General features: G+C 37.5%; 23 protein-coding genes and 1 riboswitch. Of the genes, 18 read left to right on the top strand and 5 right to left on the bottom strand.

All coding sequences use genetic code 11. The annotated features are described in order from the left end of the window. Positions 1-11: 11 nt before the first annotated feature. The 8 genes from IGJ52_RS10260 to IGJ52_RS10225 all read left to right on the top strand — a co-directional run bounded on the left by IGJ52_RS10260 (position 12) and on the right by IGJ52_RS10225 (position 6,526). Positions 12-920 (top strand): F0F1 ATP synthase subunit gamma, encoded by a 909-nt coding sequence (locus tag IGJ52_RS10260; RefSeq protein WP_438792075.1) that lies wholly within the window; start codon positions 12-14, stop codon positions 918-920. Positions 921-994: 74 nt separating this feature from the next. Then, positions 995-2,401, top strand: a complete 1,407-nt coding sequence (atpD, locus tag IGJ52_RS10255) for a F0F1 ATP synthase subunit beta (RefSeq protein ID WP_002356558.1) — start codon at positions 995-997, stop codon at positions 2,399-2,401. 16 nt (positions 2,402-2,417) lie between these two features. Further along, the gene (locus IGJ52_RS10250; RefSeq protein WP_002356559.1) at positions 2,418-2,837 is read left to right on the top strand and encodes a F0F1 ATP synthase subunit epsilon; all 420 of its coding nucleotides are present in this window, start codon (positions 2,418-2,420) and stop codon (positions 2,835-2,837) included. Positions 2,838-3,025: 188 nt separating this feature from the next. Continuing rightward, positions 3,026-3,262, top strand: coding sequence for a DUF1146 family protein (locus IGJ52_RS10245; protein WP_002356560.1), 237 nt, complete (start codon positions 3,026-3,028; stop codon positions 3,260-3,262). Between the two features lie 102 nt (positions 3,263-3,364). Further along, positions 3,365-4,666 (top strand): UDP-N-acetylglucosamine 1-carboxyvinyltransferase, encoded by a 1,302-nt coding sequence (gene murA, locus IGJ52_RS10240; protein WP_002356562.1) that lies wholly within the window; start codon positions 3,365-3,367, stop codon positions 4,664-4,666. A gap of 13 nt (positions 4,667-4,679) precedes the next feature. Next, positions 4,680-4,856 (top strand): DNA-directed RNA polymerase subunit beta, encoded by a 177-nt coding sequence (locus IGJ52_RS10235; RefSeq protein ID WP_002356564.1) that lies wholly within the window; start codon positions 4,680-4,682, stop codon positions 4,854-4,856. Between the two features lie 127 nt (positions 4,857-4,983). Continuing rightward, the gene (locus tag IGJ52_RS10230) at positions 4,984-5,352 is read left to right on the top strand and encodes a PTS glucitol/sorbitol transporter subunit IIA (RefSeq protein ID WP_002367153.1); all 369 of its coding nucleotides are present in this window, start codon (positions 4,984-4,986) and stop codon (positions 5,350-5,352) included. A gap of 4 nt (positions 5,353-5,356) precedes the next feature. Further along, positions 5,357-6,526, top strand: a complete 1,170-nt coding sequence (locus tag IGJ52_RS10225) for an AI-2E family transporter (protein ID WP_002381494.1) — start codon at positions 5,357-5,359, stop codon at positions 6,524-6,526. Between the two features lie 61 nt (positions 6,527-6,587). Here the strand turns inward: IGJ52_RS10225 and IGJ52_RS10220 are convergent, their stop codons facing one another. Further along, a complete protein-coding gene (locus tag IGJ52_RS10220) occupies positions 6,588-7,214 on the bottom strand; it encodes an FMN-dependent NADH-azoreductase (RefSeq protein ID WP_438792074.1) in 627 nt (208 codons plus the stop codon). 300 nt (positions 7,215-7,514) lie between these two features. Between IGJ52_RS10220 and licT the strand changes: the two genes are divergently transcribed. The 10 genes from licT (at position 7,515) to manA (ending at position 20,276) form a co-directional block, all read left to right on the top strand. After that, positions 7,515-8,357: a BglG family transcription antiterminator LicT gene (gene licT, locus IGJ52_RS10215; RefSeq protein ID WP_002359608.1), complete on the top strand. Its 843-nt coding sequence runs from the start codon at positions 7,515-7,517 to the stop codon at positions 8,355-8,357. Between the two features lie 162 nt (positions 8,358-8,519). Next, positions 8,520-10,400, top strand: coding sequence for a beta-glucoside-specific PTS transporter subunit IIABC (locus IGJ52_RS10210; RefSeq protein ID WP_010715394.1), 1,881 nt, complete (start codon positions 8,520-8,522; stop codon positions 10,398-10,400). 24 nt (positions 10,401-10,424) lie between these two features. Then, a complete protein-coding gene (locus tag IGJ52_RS10205; protein WP_033600895.1) occupies positions 10,425-11,870 on the top strand; it encodes a glycoside hydrolase family 1 protein in 1,446 nt (481 codons plus the stop codon). 181 nt (positions 11,871-12,051) lie between these two features. Further along, a complete protein-coding gene (locus tag IGJ52_RS10200; protein ID WP_002367148.1) occupies positions 12,052-12,621 on the top strand; it encodes a guanylate kinase in 570 nt (189 codons plus the stop codon). A gap of 147 nt (positions 12,622-12,768) precedes the next feature. After that, positions 12,769-13,446, top strand: a complete 678-nt coding sequence (locus IGJ52_RS10195; protein ID WP_002367146.1) for a TetR/AcrR family transcriptional regulator — start codon at positions 12,769-12,771, stop codon at positions 13,444-13,446. 20 nt (positions 13,447-13,466) lie between these two features. Continuing rightward, positions 13,467-15,194: an ABC transporter ATP-binding protein gene (locus IGJ52_RS10190; RefSeq protein ID WP_002367144.1), complete on the top strand. Its 1,728-nt coding sequence runs from the start codon at positions 13,467-13,469 to the stop codon at positions 15,192-15,194. Continuing rightward, positions 15,191-17,059: an ABC transporter ATP-binding protein gene (locus IGJ52_RS10185; RefSeq protein ID WP_002362577.1), complete on the top strand. Its 1,869-nt coding sequence runs from the start codon at positions 15,191-15,193 to the stop codon at positions 17,057-17,059. The genes IGJ52_RS10190 and IGJ52_RS10185 overlap by 4 nt, the downstream gene beginning before the upstream one ends. Positions 17,060-17,220: 161 nt before the next feature. Next, positions 17,221-18,090: a VOC family protein gene (locus IGJ52_RS10180; RefSeq protein ID WP_016614362.1), complete on the top strand. Its 870-nt coding sequence runs from the start codon at positions 17,221-17,223 to the stop codon at positions 18,088-18,090. Positions 18,091-18,219: 129 nt separating this feature from the next. Further along, positions 18,220-19,263, top strand: coding sequence for a serine hydrolase domain-containing protein (locus IGJ52_RS10175; RefSeq protein ID WP_002367141.1), 1,044 nt, complete (start codon positions 18,220-18,222; stop codon positions 19,261-19,263). Between the two features lie 41 nt (positions 19,264-19,304). After that, entirely contained in the window at positions 19,305-20,276 is a 972-nt protein-coding gene (gene manA / locus IGJ52_RS10170; RefSeq protein ID WP_002356580.1) for a mannose-6-phosphate isomerase, class I, read from the top strand. A 54-nt stretch (positions 20,277-20,330) separates the two neighbouring features. On the opposite strand, the gene IGJ52_RS10165 is transcribed toward manA, so the two are convergent. The 4 genes from IGJ52_RS10165 to IGJ52_RS10150 all read right to left on the bottom strand — a co-directional run bounded on the left by IGJ52_RS10165 (position 20,331) and on the right by IGJ52_RS10150 (position 24,124). After that, positions 20,331-20,876, bottom strand: a complete 546-nt coding sequence (locus tag IGJ52_RS10165) for an ECF transporter S component (RefSeq protein WP_438792073.1) — start codon at positions 20,874-20,876, stop codon at positions 20,331-20,333. 2 nt (positions 20,877-20,878) lie between these two features. Then, entirely contained in the window at positions 20,879-21,853 is a 975-nt protein-coding gene (locus tag IGJ52_RS10160) for a nucleoside hydrolase (protein ID WP_438792072.1), read from the bottom strand. Positions 21,854-21,930: 77 nt separating this feature from the next. Continuing rightward, positions 21,931-21,975: riboswitch (PreQ1 riboswitch) on the bottom strand. Positions 21,976-22,089: 114 nt separating this feature from the next. Further along, positions 22,090-22,782 carry a type 1 glutamine amidotransferase gene (locus IGJ52_RS10155; protein ID WP_002356583.1) on the bottom strand — a complete coding sequence of 231 codons (693 nt, stop codon included), beginning with the start codon at positions 22,780-22,782 and terminating at the stop codon, positions 22,090-22,092. Next, complete coding sequence (locus tag IGJ52_RS10150) at positions 22,772-24,124, bottom strand: Mur ligase family protein (protein WP_002362254.1); 1,353 nt, start codon at positions 24,122-24,124, stop codon at positions 22,772-22,774. The genes IGJ52_RS10155 and IGJ52_RS10150 overlap by 11 nt, the downstream gene beginning before the upstream one ends. Positions 24,125-24,312 lie beyond the last annotated feature (188 nt).

The following is a 24,312-nucleotide window of genomic DNA, read 5'->3' as shown; positions in this document are numbered from 1 at the left end:
GGTGAGCGACATTGGGTGCTTCATTAAACGAAATCAAACAACGCATTGCATCAACAAAAAAGACAAGCCAAATTACCAAAGCGATGCAAATGGTTTCTGCAGCCAAATTGACCAAGTCAGAAGGCGCCTCTAAAAGCTTTCAAGAATATTCTTCAAAAATTCGTAGCGTCGTTACGCATTTAGTAGCTGCTCAGTTAAGTGAATTACGTGAAACAGAACAATCTTCTCTTAGTGAAGGGAACTATCATGTGATGTTAGCACAACGACCTGTCAAAAAAACAGGCTATATCGTTATCACTTCTGACAAAGGGTTAGTTGGTGGCTACAATAGCTCAATCTTAAAACAAACCATGAGTATGATTCAAGAAGACCACGATTCTAATAAAGAATATGCCTTAATCGCCATTGGTGGTACAGGGGCGGATTTCTTTAAAGCACGCGGAATCGATGTTTCCTTTGAGCTAAGAGGCTTAACGGATCAACCAACGTTTGAAGAAGTCCGTAAGATTGTGACAACGGCAACGACTATGTACCAAAACGAAGTGTTTGATGAATTGTATGTTTGTTATAATCACCACGTTAACTCACTAACGAGTCAGTTTCGTGTGGAAAAAATGTTGCCAATTACTGATTTAGATCCATCAGAGGCGACCTCTTACGAACAAGAATATCTTTTAGAGCCTTCACCTGAAGCAATCTTGGATCAATTGTTACCACAATATGCAGAAAGCTTAATTTATGGGGCGATCATTGATGCGAAAACAGCAGAACATGCTGCTGGGATGACCGCCATGAAAACAGCCACTGACAATGCGCAAAATATTATTAGCGATTTAACAATTTCTTATAACCGTGCTCGTCAAGGGGCGATTACCCAAGAAATTACAGAAATTGTTGCTGGTGCAGCTGCACTAGAATAATCTAGTCTTACGTTTGAACGTTTGTAAAAAACGTTCAAAGCGTGTGACTTTATGAAGACTGGAGGAAAGAAATTATGAGTTCAGGAAAGATTGTTCAAGTAATCGGTCCCGTTGTTGACGTGGAATTTTCATTAGATCAATCCTTACCCGATATTAACAACGCTTTAGTCGTTTATAAAAATGGCGAAGCAAAACAAAAAGTAGTACTTGAAGTCGCTTTAGAACTAGGTGATGGAGTGATTCGTTCTATCGCCATGGAATCGACAGATGGTTTACAACGTGGAATGGAAGTTATCGATACAGGAAAATCAATTTCAGTTCCTGTTGGTAAAGATACATTGGGTCGTGTGTTTAACGTTTTAGGAGACACAATTGACTTAGAAGCGCCATTCCCTGCAGATGCTGAACGTAGTGGGATTCATAAAAAAGCGCCAGCATTTGATGAATTAAGTACCAGTAATGAAATTTTAGAAACAGGGATTAAAGTTATTGACTTATTAGCGCCTTATCTAAAAGGTGGTAAAGTCGGACTTTTCGGTGGTGCCGGTGTTGGTAAAACCGTCTTAATTCAAGAATTAATTCATAATATTGCCCAAGAACATGGAGGGATTTCCGTCTTTACTGGTGTTGGTGAACGGACACGTGAAGGGAACGACCTGTACTATGAAATGAAAGATTCAGGCGTTATTGAAAAAACAGCCATGGTTTTTGGTCAAATGAACGAACCACCAGGTGCACGGATGCGTGTGGCCTTAACTGGGTTAACGATTGCTGAATATTTCCGTGATGTGGAAGGACAAGACGTGCTATTATTTATTGATAACATTTTCCGTTTCACCCAAGCCGGTTCAGAAGTTTCTGCCCTTTTAGGTCGGATGCCGTCAGCCGTAGGTTACCAACCAACCTTAGCGACTGAAATGGGACAATTACAAGAACGGATTACTTCAACGAAAAAAGGATCAATTACCTCTATTCAAGCAATCTATGTTCCAGCCGATGACTATACCGATCCAGCGCCAGCAACAGCGTTTGCCCATTTGGATGCAACAACTAACTTGGAACGTAAATTAACCGAACAAGGGATTTATCCAGCGGTAGATCCGTTAGCTTCATCTTCTAGTGCCTTGGCTCCTGAAATTGTTGGAGAAGAACACTACGAAGTGGCTACCGAAGTGCAACATATTTTACAACGTTACCGTGAATTACAAGATATCATCGCTATTTTAGGGATGGACGAATTATCAGATGATGAAAAAGTACTTGTTGGTCGCGCACGCCGTGTTCAATTCTTCTTATCTCAAAACTTTAACGTTGCTGAACAATTTACAGGTCAACCTGGTTCTTATGTACCAGTTGCGGAAACAGTTCGTGGCTTTAAAGAAATTCTTGAAGGTAAACATGATAATCTGCCAGAAGAAGCCTTCCGTAGTGTCGGTAAAATTGAAGATGCCATCGAAAAAGCGAAACAATTAAACTACTAGAAAGGCGGCAAACACAATGGATAGTCTTACTGTGAATGTAGTAACGCCGAATGGTCTAGTTTATGACCACCATGCAAAAATCGTTGTGGCGAAAACAACAGATGGTGAAATTGGTATTTTACCAAAACATGCGCCAATCATCGTTCCGCTAGCGATTGATGAAGTCCGCATCAAACGGACCGATTCAGATACACATGTTGACTGGGTAGCTGTAAATGGTGGTATCATGGAAGTCCGTGATAATGTCGTTTCTATTATTGCCGATAGTGCCGAACGTGAACGAGATATCGATGTACCTCGTGCTGAACGAGCAAAACAACGAGCAGAACGTTTAATTGAAGAAGCCAAAGCAAAAGACGACCGCGATCAACTACGTCGTGCGACTGTTGCTTTGCATCGTGCAATCAACCGGATCAACGTATCGAAACATGGGTAAAAAAGGCTGAAGGATTCAGTCACTTTTGTAGAGTTTAAGGCGCTTGCTATTGAGTCAGGTGCCTTAAACTCTATTTCTTCGTATTTTTTAATAAATAGTGTCAAATTTTGGCATTTCAAGTGGATTAATTATCGGTTTTTATTATTTTGTGATAAAATGTTCCTACGTTAGAAAAAAGGAGGCTCCTTATGCAATACTATGGAGTAGATGCTATTGTTCGAATCGTTAGTCATCTTATGTTCATTTACATAAGTTTTTGGGCGTTGCAATCATTGCGTATTGAGCAATTTTTCAAAACCCAATTTACACCGCAAATTAGAATGTTGATGGTATTTTTCGCCATCGCTATCGGATACACAGTTAGCTCTTTTGCTTTAGAATTGATTGCGCTTTGTCGAAATCTTTTCATTGTGTATTTTCCTTAAAAATTGAAAAATAAAAAAAGGTACAATTTTTAGTTGAATAATGGTATAATAGTAAAGATTTTGAATAGGAATACCTATTCTCATTTTTTTGGGGGGAACAAAATGGAACAAATTATTGTTCATGGTGGTAATACAAAATTAGAAGGAACTGTAAAAATTGAAGGCGCCAAAAACGCTGTTTTACCAATTTTAGCAGCTACTCTTTTAGCTGAAGAAGGCGTTACTACTTTAAAAAATGTACCAATTTTATCTGATGTATTTACAATGAATCAAGTAATTAAGCATTTGAATGTAGCCATTGATTTTGATGAAGACGCGAATGAAGTAACAATAGACGCAACACAACCTTTAGGGATCGAAGCAAACTATGAGTACGTTAGTAAAATGCGTGCTTCTATCGTTGTAATGGGACCTTTATTGGCTCGTAATGGCCATGCCAAAGTGGCAATGCCAGGTGGCTGTGCCATTGGGAAACGACCAATTGATTTACACTTAAAAGGCTTCCAAGCATTAGGTGCAAAAATCATCCAAAAAAATGGTTATATTGAAGCAATTGCGGATGAACTAATCGGTAACACTATTTACTTAGACTTCCCAAGTGTCGGCGCTACGCAAAACATTATGATGGCTGCTGTTCGTGCGAAAGGAACAACCATCATTGAAAACGTCGCTCGTGAACCTGAAATCGTTGACTTAGCAAACATTTTAAACAAAATGGGTGCCAATGTTATCGGTGCTGGGACAGAAACGATGCGTATCGAAGGCGTCGATAAATTACATGCCGTAGAGCATTCAATCGTTCAAGATCGAATTGAAGCAGGTACGTTCATGGTAGCTGCAGCAATGACTGAGGGCAATGTTTTAATTGAAGAAGCAATTTCTGAACATAATCGTCCGCTAATTTCTAAATTAACCGAAATGGGTGCAATCATTGAAGAAGAAGAAAACGGCATCCGTGTAATTGGACCAAAACATCTAAAACCAACAGATGTTAAGACAATGCCGCATCCTGGTTTCCCAACAGACATGCAAGCGCAAATGACAGCGATCCAAATGTTTGCTGAAGGAACAAGCATCGTGACAGAAACAGTCTTTGAAAATCGTTACCAACACTTAGAGGAAATGCGTCGAATGAACGCTGACTTAAAAATTGACGGCAACATTGCCGTTATTAATGGTGGCAACGAGTTACAAGGAGCAGCAGTTGAAGCCACTGATTTACGGGCAGCTGCCGCATTGATTTTAGTAGGGTTACGTGCAAATGGCATTACACGTGTCTCTAATTTGAAATATTTAGATCGTGGCTATTATGAGTTCCATAAAAAACTTCAAAAATTAGGCGCGAACGTTGAACGTGTCAATGATGAAAAAATTGAAGAAAAACAAGCAACGACAGTAATCTAAAGGAGTCAAACGTATGAGTTCATTTCGTTATATTTTAGTAACATTATTGAAAATTCTAGTGGTCATTTCGTTAGTCATTATCTTATTTGTTGTGGGAACAATGATTGGTTATGGTTTGATTGGAAATGGGAATCCAATGGATGTCTTTGATGAAAAAATTTGGACTCATATTATGAACTTCTTTAAATAAAAACTTATTTTAAGGCGGTGAACAAAAGTCAATTGACAATTGTTCATCGCCTTTTCTTTTTCCTGAATATCTATTTTATTCTATGCTATAATAATAGAAGTAAGATAATGAAGGAGTGGGATGGAAGATGCAAGCAACCGTAACAGAAATAGGCGAACATGCAATCGATGATTCAGAAAAAATGATTATTCTTTTTGGAGAAACTGCGACCGATACCTTGAAGCAACATGCAGTTATTCAATCATTCCCAGAAAAAGACCAAGTTACCTTGGCAGAAGGAGATCATCTGAAAATTGGCGATACAAATTATACAATCACAAAAGTGGGTTCTTTTGCCAATAGTAACTTGCAAAGTATCGCTCACAGCACTTTAATCTTTGCTGATGCACCAACCGATGAGGATGATGTTATCCGAAATGGTGTTTATTTAACGCCCCATCAGTTACCAAAGATAACGATTGGAACAACAATTGATTACTTAGTAAATGGAGCGTGAATCAATGGATAAAAAACAAACGACTGATAAACGCCTGTCTTGGTTTTGGCGTTGGTTTTTAAATAATCAAGTAGTAACAGCCTTACTGATTGTCTTATTGGTGCTGTTAATTATTCTAACTTTTACGAAAGTTTCTTATTTATTTAAGCCCGTCTGGCAGTTTTTCGGCGTTGTCGGCTTACCAGTAATTATGGCGGGGATTTTATATTATTTATTAAATCCGATTGTCGATTATTTAGAGAAAAAACAAATCTCACGTGTCTGGAGTATTATCGGCCTATTTATTTTAATTGTGGCACTACTCATTTGGGGTGGTATTGTAATCGTTCCTAAAATTCGTGAGCAATCTGTTAGCTTTGTGAATCATTTTCCTCAATATATTGATACAATTGATCAAAAATCGCAGGAAATATTAAGTGATCCACTTTTCGCGCAATTTAGAGAACAACTTGAAGCGGCAGGCGATAAAGTTGTCAGCTCGTTAGGTACCATCATTAAAAACGTCTCAACGTTCACAGTACAAGGAATTGGTAATTTCTTTGGGGCGGTGGCTACGATCTTTGTCGCCATCATTACGATGCCCTTTATTCTATTTTATTTACTGAAAGATGGCAAAAACTTAGCGCCATATTTAATGAAGTTTTTACCAGTAAAGATGCGTAAACCAACCTTAAAAGTTCTTGCAGAAGTCAATGATCAAGTCTCTTCTTATATTAGAGGACAATTAACTGTCGCTTTCGCAGTGGCAATTATGTTTATGATTGGTTTTTCTGTCATTGGCTTAGATTATGCAGTCACTTTAGGTATTGCAGCAGGCTTTTTAAATTTAATCCCTTATTTAGGGTCATTTTTAGCCATGATTCCAGCAGTCTTTTTAGGAATTGTCAGCGGGCCAGCTTTGTTAATTAAAGTCTTGATTGTTTTTGCCATTGAGCAAACGGTCGAAGGTCGGTTTATTTCACCACTTGTCCTAGGCAGTCAGTTATCCATTCATCCAGTCACCATTTTGGTTGTTTTATTAACGTCTGGTAAACTATTTGGGATTGTCGGGGTAATTTTAGGAATTCCTGTTTATGCCGCAGCTAAGGTGATAATTACACACATTTTTGAGTGGTACCAAATTGTTTCTGGTTTGTATGATGAAGATAAGCCAGATCAACAAGAATCTACGTAACAAAAGAGACAAGCAGTGAACGAACTGCTTGTCTCTTTTTGCTGTAAATCACTCGGAAAATTTAGAATGTTTTACCGTATTCAGTTGCTTTGGTCATAGCAGTATTTAAAAGTTCTTCCGCACGATCAGGGATATGATCGATTCCTTCGATGAATAATCCGTCGACTTGATCAACACCAATAAAGTTTAGAATCGCTTTAATGTATTGAGAAGCAAAATCTTTTCCTTCGTAGAAGCCGCCATTTGATTGGATGTGTAAGGCTTTTTTACCACTTGTTAGAGGTTTTGGTCCTTCTGCAGTATATTGGAATGTTTTTCCAGCAACGTTGATTGTATCTACCCAAGCTTTTAAGCGCGTCGGTACGTTTAAGTTCCACATTGGATTAGCAATTACTACTTTGTCTGCAGATAAAAATTGATCAGTTAATTCATTAAAACGAGCCACTTTTTGTTGTTGGTTTTCGCTTAATGTTTCAAATGCTGCACCAGCGCGAAGTGCACCCCAAGCAGATAATAATTCTTCATCGATTTCCGGCATGTTTGTTTCTGGTGCATAAACATCTAAAATTTCGATTTCGTCTGATGGATTTGTTTCACGGTATGAAGCTAAAAATGTTTCTAACGCACGAACTGAGCGTGATTCTTCTTTTGTTAATGGATGTGCTTTAACAACTAATAATTTTGACATTGTGTAATCTCCTTAAAATAAATAGTTTAAAAATTCAACATCTCTATTTTACTAATAAAAAGTAAGAGAAAGCAAGTCTTTTTTTTACTTTTAGTAAACTTTTTTTTAAAATGGATCAAAAGAGTAAAAAATAAATAAAAATATTTTTTGGAAAGGCTTGCATATTAAAAAAAAGCGTGCTATTATTACTTTGTAAATAAGGATTGTTACTGCTTTGCAGGCAAAACCAGAGTCTTCCATTAACACAATCAGTGGAGGGATTCTGGGCTTTTTTTATAAAAAAGTGAGGTTGCATTCATCATGAGGATTGAAAAAGTTTTAAATAATAATGTCGTGCTTTCAAGAAATGAGCAAGGCGAAGAAATTGTTTATATGGGACGCGGCTTAGCCTTTCAAAAGAAGATTGGAGACACGATCAATCCAGATTATGTTGAAAAGGAATTCGTGTTAAAGGACTCCGCTATGGCAGGGCAATTCCAGCAGCTGTTTGAAGACGTCCCCACCAAAGAAGTAGAAGTCGTCAAACAAATCGTTGATTTAGCAGAAACAACGCTAGCGATTGAGCTTTCATCAAATATTTATTTAACTTTAACGGATCATATTCACTATGCGTTACTTCGAGCCAAAGAAGGAATTGATATTCCGAATCCTCTTGTATTCGAAACACGCAAATTTTATCCTAAAGAATTTGAAATCGCAAAGCAAGCATTAGCAATTATTGCTGAAAAGCTAGGGGTTCAATTTTCAGAAAATGAAGCGGGCTTCATTGCTTTTCATATTGTGAATGCTGAACAAGGAAATGGCAATATGGAAGTTACCATGGAAGCAACCAAGATGGTTCGTGATATTTTAACGATTATTAGTCGCTACTTTGGACAGGTGTTTGATGAAGATTCATTGAACTATCAACGAATTGTTACACATCTTCAATATTTTGCGCAACGTTATTTAAAACAAGAAGCGCATGATGAGGAGGACGAATTTCTTTTTGCATTGGTCCAAGGAAAGTATCCTAAGGCGTTTCAAGCGGTCCAACGTATTAATGAGTATTTATTAAAAAGCTATGATCGACCAATTGATCAAGCGGAAATGATTTATTTAACCATTCATATCCAAAGAGTGGTCAATGATAAAAAAGCATAACAACCAATAATCGCGGATTGTTACTGATAATGCAGGCAAAACCTAGATTGAAAAAACCGATAACGATTTTCGCAGACTGCGCAGCTGTGAAGAGAAGGATCTGGCTCTTTTTCAATGTAGGTTTTTTTGATATTAAAAATTAATGGAAATGAGGATCTAGAGATGAGTAAAAATCAAGAAATTGCAGCACGTGTGTTAAAAGCTGTTGGGGGCGAAGGCAACGTTAATAGTGTTGTTCACTGTGCTACGCGCTTACGTTTTAAATTAAAAGATGAGAATAAAGCAGATACAGCTGCATTGAATGCTGACCCAGATGTTATTCAGGTAGTTCAAAGTGCAGGACAATATCAAGTGGTTATTGGCAGTCACGTTAGTGATGTCTATAAGGATTTGATGGCCAACAGTGGACTAGGTAATGATTCTGATAATAGAGAAAAAGAAAGTGGCGGAAATATTTTTAACCGTTTAATTGATATTATTTCTTCTATTTTTACACCGTTTTTAGGTGCAATGGCCGGCGCTGGGGTTCTAAAAGGCTTCTTAACATTAGCTGTAACTATGGGCTGGTTAGCTGACACTTCAGGCGTATATCTTGTTCTCTTTTCGATTGCAGATGGCTTATTTACTTTCTTACCAATTATGTTAGCGTTTACGGCTGCTAAAAAATTCAATACTAATCCCTTTTTAGCGGTTGCTTTGGCGATGGCCTTAGTTCATCCCAGCATTACTGCTTTAGCAGGCAAAACAATTAGCTTTGCTGGTCTTCCAGTGATTATTGGGCCAAGTGGCTATACTTCTTCGGTTTTACCAATTATTTTGGCTGTTTTTGCACAAAGTTATGTAGAACGTTTCTTCAAAAAAGTAATTCCGAGTTTTCTACAAATTATCTGCGTTCCGTTAGCTGTTTTCCTTATTATGGCACCTGTTACCTTCTTAGCTATTGGTCCTATCGGGACGGTCATTGGCGATTGGTTGGGACAAGGATACAACGCAATTTACGCTTTTAGTCCAATTATCGCAGGGTTATTAATGGGTTCGTTGTGGCAAGTCTTGGTAATGTTTGGTATGCATTGGGGCTTTGTACCAATTATGATGTTAAACTTAACACAAGGTGGCGATACGATGGTACCAATGTTATTACCAGCCGTTATTGCACAAGGCGGGGCTGCTTTAGCTGTCTTTTTCCTAACAAAAAATGTGAAACTAAAAGGTTTGGCTTTGTCTTCAAGTATTACGACTATTTTTGGAATTACTGAACCAACTGTATATGGCGTGACTTTACCATTGAAAAAACCATTTATTGCAGCTTGTATTGGTGGCGGTATCGGTGGAGCATTTGTGGCTATGAATCACGTGAAAAACTTTACGTTTGGCTTAGTTAGTATGTTGAGCTTGCCTGGGTTTATTCCTGCAGAGACAAAAGATACTGCACCGATGATTACTGGTGCAATTGGTGCCGGAATTGCCTTTATCATTGCGTTTGTCTTAACGTTTGTCTTACGTTTTGAAGATCAACCTAATCCAGAAACAGCAACTGAAAAAACAGCAACTGATAAGATGGTGGCACCTGTAAAAACGAATCAAGAAGACAAAATTATTTTAGCAAGTCCACTTCAAGGTGAAATTTTACCGCTAGAAAAAGTACAAGACCCTGTTTTTGCTTCAGGTGCTTTAGGAAAAGGTGTTGCAATTGAGCCGACTGAAGGCAAACTGTATGCACCCGCAGATGGTGAAATCACCACATTATTTCCGACAGGACATGCTGTTGGCTTGACGACAACAGAGGGCGTTGAATTATTAATGCATATTGGCATGGATACGGTCGAATTAGATGGTAAGGGCTTTGAATTATCAGTGAAACAAGGTGATTCTGTTAAAAAAGGAGATTTGCTGGTTACTTTTGATATTGCTGCCATTAAAGAAGCTGGTTATCCAGTAGTTACACCGATTGTGGTAACGAATACGAATGATTATTTAGATGTTTTGGATATGAACCAAACAGACGTGTTACATGGTGAAGACTTTTTAGCCATTATTAAATAAAAGACAATTGGAGGAGGAACAAGTATGACAACAACGACAAAATTTCCAAAAGGATTTTTATGGGGCGGTGCGACCGCAGCCAATCAATTAGAAGGGGCTTACTTAGCCGACGGTAAAGGTTTATCTGTGGCAGATGCGATGCCGGGAGGAAAACAACGTTTCGCTATTTTAGGAGATGAAGCGTTTGATTGGACGATTGACGAAACGAAATATCGCTACCCTAATCATACAGGAATTGATCACTATGATCGCTTTAAAGAGGACATTGCGTTGTTTGCTAAAATGGGCTTCAAATGTTATCGGTTTTCAATTGCGTGGTCGCGTATTTTTCCACAAGGAGATGAAACACAACCGAATGAAGCCGGCTTGAAATTTTATGATGCGGTTATCGATGAATGTTTAAGCTATAACATTGAACCAGTAATTACGATTTCTCATTATGAAATGCCACTGCATTTAGCGAAAGAATACGGCGGGTGGAAAAATCGTCAATTAGTTGACTTTTATGAACGTTTTGCGGAAACTGTTTTAACACGTTACCACCAAAAAGTTAACTATTGGATGACATTCAATGAAATTAATTCAGCTTTTCATTTTCCAGCACTTAGTCAAGGATTGGTAAAAAGCAATGGAGCCAATGATTATCAAAACATTTTCCAAGCATGGCATAATCAATTTGTTGCAAGTAGTAAAGCTGTAAAAATTGGCCATGAATTAAATCCAGAATTAAAAATTGGATGTATGATTATTTATGCAACAACGTATGGCATTGATTCGAATCCAGTCAATCAAGTTGCTACAATGATTGAAAACCAAGAGTTTAATTATTATTGTACAGATGTTCAAGTTCGTGGTGAATATCCAACATACGCAGAACGCATATATCAAAAATATGCTGTGAAAGACTTAGTCATTGAAGAAGGCGATTTAGAATTATTAAAAGAATACCCAGTGGATTACATTGGCTTTAGTTATTATATGTCGACTGCTGTCGATGTTACTGGTACTACCAACGATACAGCAAATGGGAATCTTTTAGGCGGCGTTAAAAATCCCTTCTTAGAAGCAAGTGAATGGGGTTGGCAAATTGATCCCGAAGGCTTACGAATTGCCCTAAATGAATTATATAATCGTTATCAAAAACCTTTATTTATTGTGGAAAACGGCTTAGGTGCAATTGATAAAGTAGACGAAAATTTCTATGTGGCAGACGACTATCGGATTGATTATTTACGTCGTCATATTGAAGCAATGGCAGAAGCAGTTGCAGATGGCGTCGATTTAATGGGCTATACGCCGTGGGGCTGTATTGATTTAGTCAGTGCTTCCACAGGTGAAATGAGTAAACGGTATGGGTTTATTTACGTTGATTTAGACGATGAAGGAAATGGTACTAAAAACCGTTATGAAAAAAAATCGTTTAATTGGTACAAACAAGTTATCGAAACTAATGGACAAAACTTAGACTAGTTATTGTAATTAAACAAAACAAGATAAGCGTAGCAGGTTGTTGCTTCTGTTCCCGCCGTCTATTAATTTTTAAGCTTGGGCCAAAAATCTAAAGTGATTTTTGGCCCAAGCTCTTTTTTGTCAATTTTTCAAAATAGTGCACAATACGTTATAATAGAAACAACTGAGAGGAGCGTTTCTAATGATTAAGCAATTACAACATCCATTTTTTGTTATTATGGGTCCTAGTGGTTCTGGCAAGACCGCAATTACAAGTAAGGTTTTTCCGAAAAACTATAAAGTTATCTCGCATACTACGAGGAAAAAACGGTTGGATGAAGTGGATGGTGTGGATTACTATTTTGAAACAAAAGCAAGTTTTCAAACCTTGATTGAAACCAATCAGTTAGTGGAGTATGATTTTTACCATGGAAACTATTACGGTGTCGGTGTAGCTGCCATCGTTGAAACAACGAAAGAGCATCCAGCCTATAATGCGTTAACTTTTCCAGGCTTTCAAGCGGTCTTTGAGCGTTTTGGTGAGTCCGTCATTCCAGTTTTTTTTGACGTTTCAAAAGAAAATATTTATCAACGTTTAAAGCAACGAGAATCTGATCCTAAAATTATTGAAGAACGTTTAAACCTTTATGATCAAGAAATTCTTATCAAAAACCAATTGGAACAATATCCTAATTATCAACGAATAGATGCCAATGGACCTATAAAAGAGGTCGCTGGCTTGTTACAAGAATGCATCAAACACTATTATTAATCAAGCAACTGGTGAGACAGAATCTAACATCAATTTTGTCTTGCTAGGTGCTTGATTTTTTTTGTAAAAAACTTGCATTCTGAATAGAGAGTGCTATAATGACATGGTGTCATATGACAATGTGTCATAAAAGGGAGGAACACAAATATGCCTACGAATACGTTTTTTCATTTGCCAGAAGAAAAGCAACAACGCTTATTAGATGCTGCGCAAATTGAATTTTCGCGCCATTCTTTACAAGAAGCGTCAATTGCAAATATTGTTAAATTAGCGGAAATTCCTCGCGGTAGCTTTTATCAATATTTTGAGAACAAAGAAGATTTGTATTTTTATTACTTTGCGACATTAAGAAAAAATAGTGAACGAGATTTAGAGAAACAAATTATTGCAGAAAATGGTGATTTAATCGAAGCCATGGATGTCTATTTCTCCAAAATGATTGTCGAAGTGCTAACTGGAGAGAATGCTTCTTTCTATCGGAATTTATTTGTCAACATGGATTATCGTGCTTCACGTCGGGTGACGGATAATTTAGCGACTGGAGAAGAGGAAAAAAATAGGAAACAGCACTGTCATAAGCATAGAGGAAGAAAAGGCCATGCTGCCTATGCAGAACATCTTTATCAAATAATTGATCGTTCGAAATTAACCATTGAAACGCCAAAAGAATTCACATGGTTCATGCAGACGGCGATGCATGCCGTTTTCTCAACAATTGTTGATGGGTATCGTCAACAAAGAGAAAATACTGCCTATGATTCAACTGAAGCAGTCAAACAATTAAAAATGAAATTAAATTGGTTGAAAAATGGCGCTTATAAGTAGCAAAAAGGAGGAGAAGTTAGTTGATTAAACTAGTCAAACGGATGTCGTTATGGTCGGTCTTTGCAGCGGTTTTATTTATGATCGTGCAAATTATCGCAGATTTATATCTGCCCACATTAACATCTAATATCATTAATGACGGTGTTGCTAAAGGAGATATTAACTATATTTGGAGTACAGGAGTTGTCATGTTAGGCTTTTCTTTGATTAGCATTGTCGCTTCTATTGGAAATACCTTTTTTGCCACCAAAGAATCACAAAGTTTAGGTAAAAAATTACGGACTGATATTTATCGAAAAGTTGAAAATTTTTCTAATAATGAATTTGATAAATTTGGGACAGCTTCGCTAATTACACGAACAACCAATGATGTCAATCAGATTCAAATGGTTATGCAAATGTTTTTACGTTTAATGATTAACGCACCTTTAACGTTAATTGGTGCAAGCTTTATGGCGTATAATAAGGACCCGCAATTAACGAAAATTTTTCTATATGTTTTACCAATTATGGCTGTTTTAGTGGGAGGTATCATGTTTTTAGCGGTTCCGTTATTTAAAAGCATGCAAAAGAAAACAGACCGTTTAAATTTAGTTTTTCGTGAAGGACTGACAGGGGTTCGTGTGATTCGGGCCTTTGGCAAAGCAAACTATGAAGAACAACGTTTTGATGAAGCCAATAAGGATTATACACAAACGGCGATTAAAGTGAATACGATTGTCGCTTTGATGATTCCTTTAATGACACTCATTATGAGCGGTACCAATATTGCAATCACCTGGTTTGGCGGTCATTATATTGCGGAAATGCAACTAGAAGTAGGGAACTTAATTGCCTTTATGACTTATGCCATGCAAATTCTGATGAGTTTCATGATGTTATCTATGATTTTTGTCATGGTACCGCGGGCGCAAGCTTCTGCTGATCGGATTAATGAGGTGCTAAATACTGATTCAGAAATCAAAGATGTACCCAATCCAGAACTACTCTCTCTAAAAGGCGACGAAGCAACATTGGCGTTTGAACATGTTAATTATCGTTACCAGCATGCTGAAAACTTAGCACTGGAAGATATAGATTTTTCAGCAAAATCTGGGGAGACGGTCGCAATTATTGGTGGGACAGGTTCTGGGAAAACAACGCTGGTTAATCTTTTACCACGTTTTTATGATGTTGAATCTGGCAAGATTTTGCTAAATGGTAAAAACATTAAAGATACGTCACAGCATAATTTACGAGAAATGATTGGCTTTGTACCGCAAAAGGCTGTTTTATTTACAGGAACGATTCGTGAAAATATGCAATACGGCGCCCCAAATGCGACCGATGAAGAAATTTGGCAAGCTTTAGAAATCGCGCAGGCGAAGGCGTTTGTTTCAGAATTGGCAGAAGGTTTGGATAGTCATGTCGAACAAGGCGGCGGTAATTTTTCTGGCGGACAACGCCAGCGGTTGGCTATTGCTCGTGCTTTAGTAAAACCAGCAGATGTCTATGTTTTTGATGATTCCTTTTCTGCATTGGATTTCAAAACAGATGCTAATTTAAGAAAAGCCTTAAAAGAGCAGATGACGGATGCAATTGTCGTTTTAGTGGCCCAACGTGTAAGTACGGTTATGGAAGCATCGACAATTTTAGTATTAGACGAAGGAAAATTAGTTGGTAAAGGAACGCATGAAGAGTTATTAGCGAATAACCAAACGTATCAAGAAATTGTACATTCTCAATTGAGAGAGGAGGACCTTGCATGAGTAGTCGACCAAAAGGCGGACCAATGGGCGGGGGACCAGGACGCAACATTGGCGCAAAAGGGCCAAAACCAAAAAATTTCTGGAAAACAGTGAAACGTTTATTTCGATACATGTCTAAACGAATGCTGTCAATTATTGCTGTCTTAGTGTTAGCAATCGCAGCCGTCGTTTTCCAAATCCAAACACCAAAAGTATTAGGACAGGCAACAACTGAAATTTTTAAAGGCGTCATGAAAGGCGCTGCTGAAATGAAACAAGGCTTAAAAATAACTTCTTTCCCAATTGATTTTGACAAAATCGGTCAAATTTTATTAATTGTTATTGCCATGTACCTTATTTCTGCTGTCTTTAATTTCTTGCAGCAAGTAATTATGACACGTGTTTCACAGCGAACAGTTTATGAATTACGTCAAGAATTAGAAGCGAAAATGAACAAAGTTCCAATTTCCTATTATGATACTCATAGTAATGGGGACATCATGTCGCGGGCAATTAACGACATGGATAATATTGCGAGTACTTTACAACAAAACTTAACCCAATTAATTACCAGTATCGTGACATTTGTGGGTGTACTTTGGATGATGCTGACCATTAGCTGGCAGTTAACACTAATTGCCTTAGCAACAGTGCCATTAAGTTTAATTGTTGTGATGGTTGTGGCGCCTCGCTCGCAAAAACATTTTGCGGCTCAACAAAAAAGCTTAGGATTATTGAATAACCAAGTCGAAGAAACCTACGGTGGTCACGTAGTAGTAAAAAGTTTCAACCACGAAGAAAGTGATCAAGAAGTATTTGAAAAAGAAAATGAAAAATTATACCATGCTGGTCGCAAAGCACAATTTATTTCAGCGATCATTATGCCTTTAATGAACTTTATCAAAAATCTAGGCTATGTGTTTGTTGCAGTCCTTGGTGGCGTAAAAGTAGCGAATGGTATGATGGATTTAGGGGATGTCCAAGCATTTCTTCAATATACCAATCAATTTTCACAACCGATTACTCAAATCGCTAATTTAATGAATACAATCCAAGCTACGGTGGCTTCGGCAGAACGTGTCTTTGAAGTATTAGATGAAGAAGAAATGGTGGATGAACCTTCTGGCATACCAGTGGAAACAGATAGTCCTTATCGTGTTTCTTTTGAACATGTTGCTTTTGGCTATTCACCAGAGAAATTATTAATGAAAGATTTCAATTTAAATGTTAAACCTGGGGAAATGGTCGCAATCGTGGGCCCAACAGGTGCTGGGAAAACAACCCTAATTAACTTATTGGAACGCTTCTATGATATTAGTAGCGGCAGCATCAAATATGATGGCGTTGATACGCGCGATTTATCTCGCGAAGAGTTGCGAGCACACTTTTCAATGGTTCTTCAAGATACTTGGTTGTTCACTGGAAGTATCTATGACAATATTCATTATGGTAATGACCAAGCGAGCGAAGAAGAAGTGATCCGTGCGGCGAAAGCAGCCCATGTGGATGATTTTGTCAGAAAATTACCAGAAGGCTATCAAACGATTCTAAATGAAGAAGCCAGCAATATTTCTCAAGGTCAACGACAATTAATTACAATTGCTCGAGCATTCTTAGCAAATCCAGACGTTTTAATTTTGGATGAAGCCACCTCAAGTGTGGACACTCGAACAGAAATACTGATTCAAGCAGCAATGAATCGTTTATTGGAGAATCGGACCAGCTTTGTAGTCGCTCATCGCTTGTCGACTATCCGTGATGCCGATACGATTATCGTTATGGCAGAAGGTTCAATTGTAGAAACAGGAACCCACGATGAATTAATGGCGAAAAACGGTTTTTATGCTGATTTATATAACAGTCAGTTTTCAGAAGAAGTAGCCTAAAAGGCGAAGAAAAAAATAGTAATTCATGATGGGGCTGAAGGAGCCATAGTCGTAAAGACTGGTTCCTGAAGCCTTATTTTTTTAACAAAAAGTTAGCGAAATTGAAAAATTTCTATTTTCTTTTGAGAAAAACAGGATATTACTTGATGAAATAGCAAGAGATGTATAAAATGGGAGAGAAGAAAATGGAGGTAACAGAAAAAATGACTGAATTTCAATTAGAAAAAGCTGCGACATTAAAAACAATTGCCATTCGTGCGAAAAAAGTTGGCGAAATGGTCGACTTTTATAAAAAAGTAATGGGTTTTGTTTTAAAGTCAGAAGAAAATAACCTGTCTATCTGGGGTACACGTGAAGCAGGAACGCAATTATTAATTTTAGAAGAAACTAGAAAAGCCGAAGATTTTCATAATGAAGAAAAGCAAATGGCTTATTTTTCAATTAAAGTTCCTACGGAAAAAGAATTTTTACAAATTGCTCAACGAGTGCTTGAACAAGACTATCCAATTGATGAAAGTTTCCAAATTGGCACACGTCAAAGCATGTTCATTACTGATCTTGAAGGCAATCAATTTGAGATTTTTCACGATGAAGCAACAGCAAATTCGACTTCTGAAAAGCAACCGATTGTGCTTAAAGATCTTATCAGTGAGGACTTAGAGCCACATCAAGGGTTAGCCGCTGGGTCATATTTAGCGCATGTGCAATTAAAAACAAACAATCAAAAAGAAATAAAAGCATACTATGAGGAAGTTCTGGGTTTAAAACACAATGAAAAAGATCAATTTGTTTTAGAAGATGGCAAAGCAACTATTGGATTCCAAAAACCTGAAACAAGTGAAGTGGATCAATTACCTGATCCACACTTAGGTTTAGATTTCTTTACCATTAAGCTCTCTGATCAAGACCATATTTTAGCAATGGAGCAACAATTAACGTCAAAAAATCAAGAGTTCTTTATTGACCAGAAAAAAGCGATTGTCACTGTGTTTGATCCAATTGGCTTGGAATGGTGGTTTGTCTTAAAATAAACGCTTAGACAGACAAAATAAGCTTGTTTTAGCAAGTCTGGAATAAAGTCGGAATAAAAGTTTAACGCTGCTTTTGTTCGGGACTTATTCTAGACTTTTCCTTTAATATTAAAAATAGTAGGTGAAAAAATGTACGAAAAAACAAAGTGGAAAATTCAAAATATGATGAAAAAAGGTGTTTTTTCGGGGGCTAGTTTTTGTTTCATTGAAGGTGAAAAAGAGGAGAGCAATTGTTGGGGACTCGCACAAGTAAAACCCACCAAAGAACAATTAACCTCGGCCATGCTGTTTGATGTGGCTTCTTTAACCAAAGTAGTCGGCACCACCACCGTTATTTTGCAATTAGTGGAAGAAGGAAAAATTATTCTAGATCAATCATTACAAACTTATTATCCCTCTTTTCAAGATTCTAACATTACAATCCGGCATTTGTTGACACATACGGCAGATTTACAAGGCTATATTCCTAATCGTGATCAGCTGAATGCCCAAGAATTAAAAGACGCCTACAATCATTCATTTCACGCAGGCAAAGCAATAGGTAAAAAAGTCGTCTATACAGATGCAGGGACTATTTTATTAGGCTTTATGTTAGAAGAAATGTTCCAGCAATCAATGATAGAAATTTTATCTGAGCGAGTATTGCTTCCTTTAGGGATGAACGAAAGTACGTTTCTACCAAAGAATCCTTTAAACTGTGTGCCAACAGAATTACATGAACAAAGAGGGTTGATTCGAGGTGCAACCCATGATCCTAAGGCATTCGTTTTACGGGAACATGCAGGGAATGCTGGCTTGTTTAGCAATGTCTATGATTTAACAAAATTTGTTCGAATGTATTTAAATCGAGGCAGTTATCACAATCACCAATTCTTGAAAAAAGAGACGATTGATTTGTTACTAGTTAACCAAGTGCCAGCTGCAGATAAACCACGTTCTCTAGGCTGGGATTTTAAATATGATGTAGCTACGCAACGGCCATTATTATTCCATACAGGCTATACGGGAACTTTTTTGCTAATTGATGTGCAACAACAATCAGCGTTTATCTTTTTATCTAATCGAGTCCATCCAGAGGACCACCGGAACACTTATATCGAAGAAAGAGATCAGTTGTTGGCAACCTATTTAAAAGAGAAATCATCAGTTTCAGATGAAATGACTAGTTTTTAGTGATATAATGAGAGCGAATTCAATTTGGGAGGTCACAGTCAATGCAAGAACCATTATTTTTACAACCTGTTTTTCAAGAAAAAATTTGGGGCGGCAATCGTCTACACACGCTATTTGGTTTTGATTTACCGAGCGATAAAATTGGTGAAGATTGGGCCATCAGTGCACATCCACATGGCGTTAGTACTGTTTTAAATGGCGAATTTAAAGGAAAAAAATTAGATGAATTGTGGGCAGACCATCAAGAGCTATTCGGCCATGCAGGTGGTGCTGTCTTTCCATTATTAACGAAAATTTTAGATGCTGAAGATGATTTATCCGTGCAAGTTCATCCCGATGATGCATATGGCCAAAAACATGAAGGCGAGCTAGGCAAAACTGAATGTTGGTACATTATTGATGCAGAACCTGGCGCTGAAATCATTTATGGACATCACGCGAAAACAAAAGAAGAACTAGCTGAAATGATTGAAGAAGGTCGTTGGGACGATCTTTTAAGAAAAGTACCAGTGAAAAAAGGCGATTTTTATTATGTACCAAGTGGCACTATTCATGCCATCGGCTCGGGTATTTTAATTTTAGAAACGCAACAAAGCAGTGATACTACGTATCGGGTTTATGATTATGATCGAACAGATGATCAAGGAAAGACCCGGGAATTGCATATTCAACAATCCATTGATGTGACAACCGTTCCGGCGAAGGATCCTGACCTCTCTATTCAACAAGAAAATCAAGGACAATCAAGCATTGTTACTTATGTAAAAACAGATTTCTTTAATGTCTATGAGTGGCGTGTCAGTGGGATTCTAAAAGTTAAAAAACAAGCACCTTATACATTAGCAACAGTTATTGAAGGTGTTGGTCGATTGATTACAGAAGATGCTGCAAAAGCAGATGTGGCTACTTTTGATTTGAAAAAAGGCGATAGCTTTATCTTTCCAACAGATATTCCGAGCTGGCGTTTTGAAGGTGATCTAACGATTATAGCTTCAGAACCTGGTAGTCGCTAAAAAAAGAGGGGATCATCAACAGATGATTTCCTCTTTTTTTGGCATTAAAACAGTTTATTTTGTTATAAAGGAACGTTTAGGTAAGGCAGCGATAACAGCTGTGACGATGATGACTGATAGCAGACGATCCCCGTAATCTGTTATCAATTGAACCAACAGGACGCTTGCTAACTGATTGAAGCCTAAACCATATAAAAATTGGACAATTATACTGGAGCCAGCAGAAGTAATTCCACCAAATAAACAAACTGTGATTAAGGAAGAAATCACTGTTCCTGGTATCGTTAACCACAACGTTTTAAATGGTAATTTGGGTACTTTTAACTGCTGATGAAGGAGCAAGCCTGCTAAAATTCCTGTGCAGAGTTGGACAGGTGAATAATACAGAGAAAAGATATCCGTTGTCAATCCAGTTAGTAGACTTGTTAAAATACCTGTCAGTGCGCCAAAGAGTGGGCCTAATAACGCACCTGTAAAAATAGTTCCCGCGCTATCAAGATAAATTGGTAAACGAAGGAGTAACGCAATGGTACTGCCAAGGTAATTTAAAGCAACACTAAAAGCGATAATTGTAATGATTCGTGGTGTTATGTTTTTCATGGTTATCCCATCCTTAAATTTTTGAAATCTCTTTCGATCTCATCTATTTGTACATTTAAAAGAATGGATAGAAACTTCACGAAAAACTGTTGACTATCAACCGTAGTCAAGACATGACAATTGGCTGGTTGCTGCTGGAAATGATAATGATCGATCATTGATTGCCCCATAGCAATGCCGTCAGGAACAATTTGTCCGTAACTGGAAAAGCCTTGGCAGAGCGTAGGATCAATAAAATAAGCAACCGCTAAGGGATCGTTGATAACACACCCTAAAATACGTTCATATTTCCAATGAAAATCAAAATAAAATTGAGTAATCTCAGCGAGGTAATTCCCCATTTTGGGGTTGAGTCGTTGACAATAGTTGAGAATTGTTGGTGTAAAAACAATTTCTCGTGTGACATCTAAGCCGACCATCTCGATTTTTGCACCTAATTCCTCAAAAACCCAAGCTGCTGCATCAGGATCACACCAATAATTAAATTCTGCAACAGGAGAGCAATTGCCGTGGCTTTTAAAGGTACCACCCATTGAGACAAAACGTTGAAGATTTCGCCCCAGAAGAGGTTCTTTTTTTAAAGCCAACGCAATATTTGTTAAAGGACCAAGGGCAATGATTGAGCAATCGGTAGCTTGTTGAAAGGTTTGTGCTAAATAGTCAGCAGCGGAAAGCGCTTGTGCTTGGATTTTGCTAGTTCTGGGGAAATAAGTTTCACCTAAACCATCCATGCCATGTGTATCTTGTGCACTAACAAATGGCCGTTTTAAAGGGCTAGCAGCCCCTTGGTAGACAGGAATATCTAAGCGATTAACTTTTTCTAAACATTTAAAAACATTTCCCACGCCAATTTCCACAGGGACATTTCCACAAACAACTGTAATCGCTTGGACATCTAGCTCTGGTGAAGCAAGTGCATACAAGAGAGCAAGCGTGTCATCAATTCCAGGATCACAATCAATAATTACTTTTTGCATTTTTTCCAATCCTCCTTTTTCGTTAACTGCAAATGATAACTCTTGTTAAAAAAGCTATGACTTGAGTTAGTATTGAGAGATACTTAGTTTTTTATTCTGGGAAGTTTCCGAACCAGTCCGAGAAATTCTCGATTTTAAATGCACCTCTTTATCTTACTATATTTTGTAAAGATGTAAATAGTTGTCGGAGAAATGAAAAAGAATCTAGTCCTATATGTAGGAACTAGATTCTTCTTTTATTTATAAAGCGTTTCAGGAATAGCGATCGGTTCACCATATTTTTTCTCTAAAGCGGTCCGAATTAACCGAATCCCTAGATTTTTGTTGCGTGCTAAGATTGGACCGTGGAAGTAGGAGCCAAACACATTTTTATAGACAACGCCTTCGCCATTATCTTGACCGTTATTGCCTTTGCCTTGTTTGACTGTTCCTAAAGGTCGTTCACCTTCGCCTAAAAAAGTCATGCCATTATGATTTTCAAAACCATAATACGTTTCATCAAATTCTTCATTATAAATTTCGATATCACCAATGAAACGATTGTTGTCTTGGCTCAAAGTGTAATGATCTAATGCACCGATTCCTTTAATTTTTTCGCCTTGTGCGCCGACATAGTAATGTCCTAGAAGTTGATAACCACCACAGATAGCTAACAAGACGCCATCATTTTCAATATAAGAAGTCAAAGCTTCTTTTTTATTCTGAATGTCTTCTGAGATGATCAATTGCTCGAAGTCTTGACCGCCACCAACAAAGACTAAATCATATTTTTCGGGATCAAACGGTTCGTAGATACTGATAATTTCTGATCGGAAGGTAACGCCCATTTTTTCGGTTAAATATTTAAGCATCAATAAATTTCCGTTATCTCCGTAAGTATTTAATAAGTTGCCATATAAATGACAAACGACTAATTCTTTAGACACCATTCATTCCCCCTTGAATATACCCTTGGGCTGTTAATGATTTTCTTAATTGCAAAACAGCAGTATAGGTTGCCAAAATATAGACATGATCTGTCGGCAACGTTTTAATTTCTGAAATTACTTGCTCCAAATCAGGAATTTCTAGTAATTTTTCTTCAGGAATACCCGCAACTTTTAAACGCAAGGCCATATCTTCATGGCGATCACCGCCAGCAATTACTTTTGGAATGTCCATATCAGCAAAGGCTTCATGATTACCATCCCAAATCCAACTGACATCAATTCCATCTGCATAATTGGCATTTAATAATGAAACCAGCGAGAAAGAGTAAGGGGCTAAGCCCATCATATCAATGACCTGATTTAAACCAACGGGATTTTTTACTAAAACTAACGTACATTCTTTATCGCCAACTTTAATGGTTTCTTGACGCCCAAAAACTTTTTCATCATAAGCTAAGCCTGCTCGGATTTTATCTGGTGCCACCTGATAATATTCTGCTACCGCTGTGGCTGCTAGCGCATTATAAACATTATACATCCCACCAACAGCAATGCCGTATTCTTCGCCATCAATCACAAAATCAGCAGATGTATTATCCATCCGGACCATTTCCGTTAACTGCACATCCAACTCAGGCCGTTTGAAGCCACAATTTGGACAATAGTAATCACCTAAATTAGCATACGTAATCATTTTATAATGAAGAATATGATTACATTTTGGACATAAAACCCCATCTGTATTGTAATGAGCCAATTGCTCTTTCGGTGGCAAATGATTAAATCCATAGTATTTGCGAGGATTTACAGTTTCTTTTGAATTAAAAATTGGCGAATCACCATTGCACAAAATAGTTGCTTCAGGAGCAGCAGCGGCGCCTTCCATAATTAAGCGATACGTCGTATAGATTTCGCCATAGCGATCCATTTGGTCGCGGAAAATATTCGTAAAAACAAATAATTTTGGTTGAATATATTTAGTGACACGGCTTAAACTTGCTTCATCAATTTCTAAAACCGCAAATTTCTTTTGTCCTTTTTTCGCCTTGGCATTTAAAAAAGTAGAGACAATTCCTTGCTCCATGTTAGCACCCGTTGGATTTGTTAATACCTCATCAAATTCTTGGCGTAAAATGTTAACAGTTAAAGCAGTTGTCAATGTTTTGCCGTTCGTTCCAGTGACTACGACAATTTCATAGTCTTTTGCCAATGTATCTAAAATTTTAGGATCGATTTTTAGGGCTAATTTCCCTGGGTAGCTACTGCCGCCTTTAAAAAATGTTTGTAAAACCCATTGCGAAGTTTTTCCTGCAGCAATTGCTAAATGACTTCGAATCCCCATTTGTTGTCCCCCAATTTCTATATCTTTAATTTTTCGTTATTTTAAATTAAACTCAATCTATCATACCATAACTAAAATAAAAAATTAATTCCTTTTACTTTTTCTTACTATTATTTAAAAAGTCTTTTAGAAAAAGTAGAATAGTGAAGGAAAAAAGAGAATAGACGACTTGTCTTAACAACAAATCG

It is taken from the genome of Enterococcus sp. DIV1758 (assembly GCF_051711985.1).
Lineage (GTDB): Bacteria > Bacillota > Bacilli > Lactobacillales > Enterococcaceae > Enterococcus > Enterococcus faecalis.
This window is presented reverse-complemented; position numbering and strand designations above follow the sequence as displayed.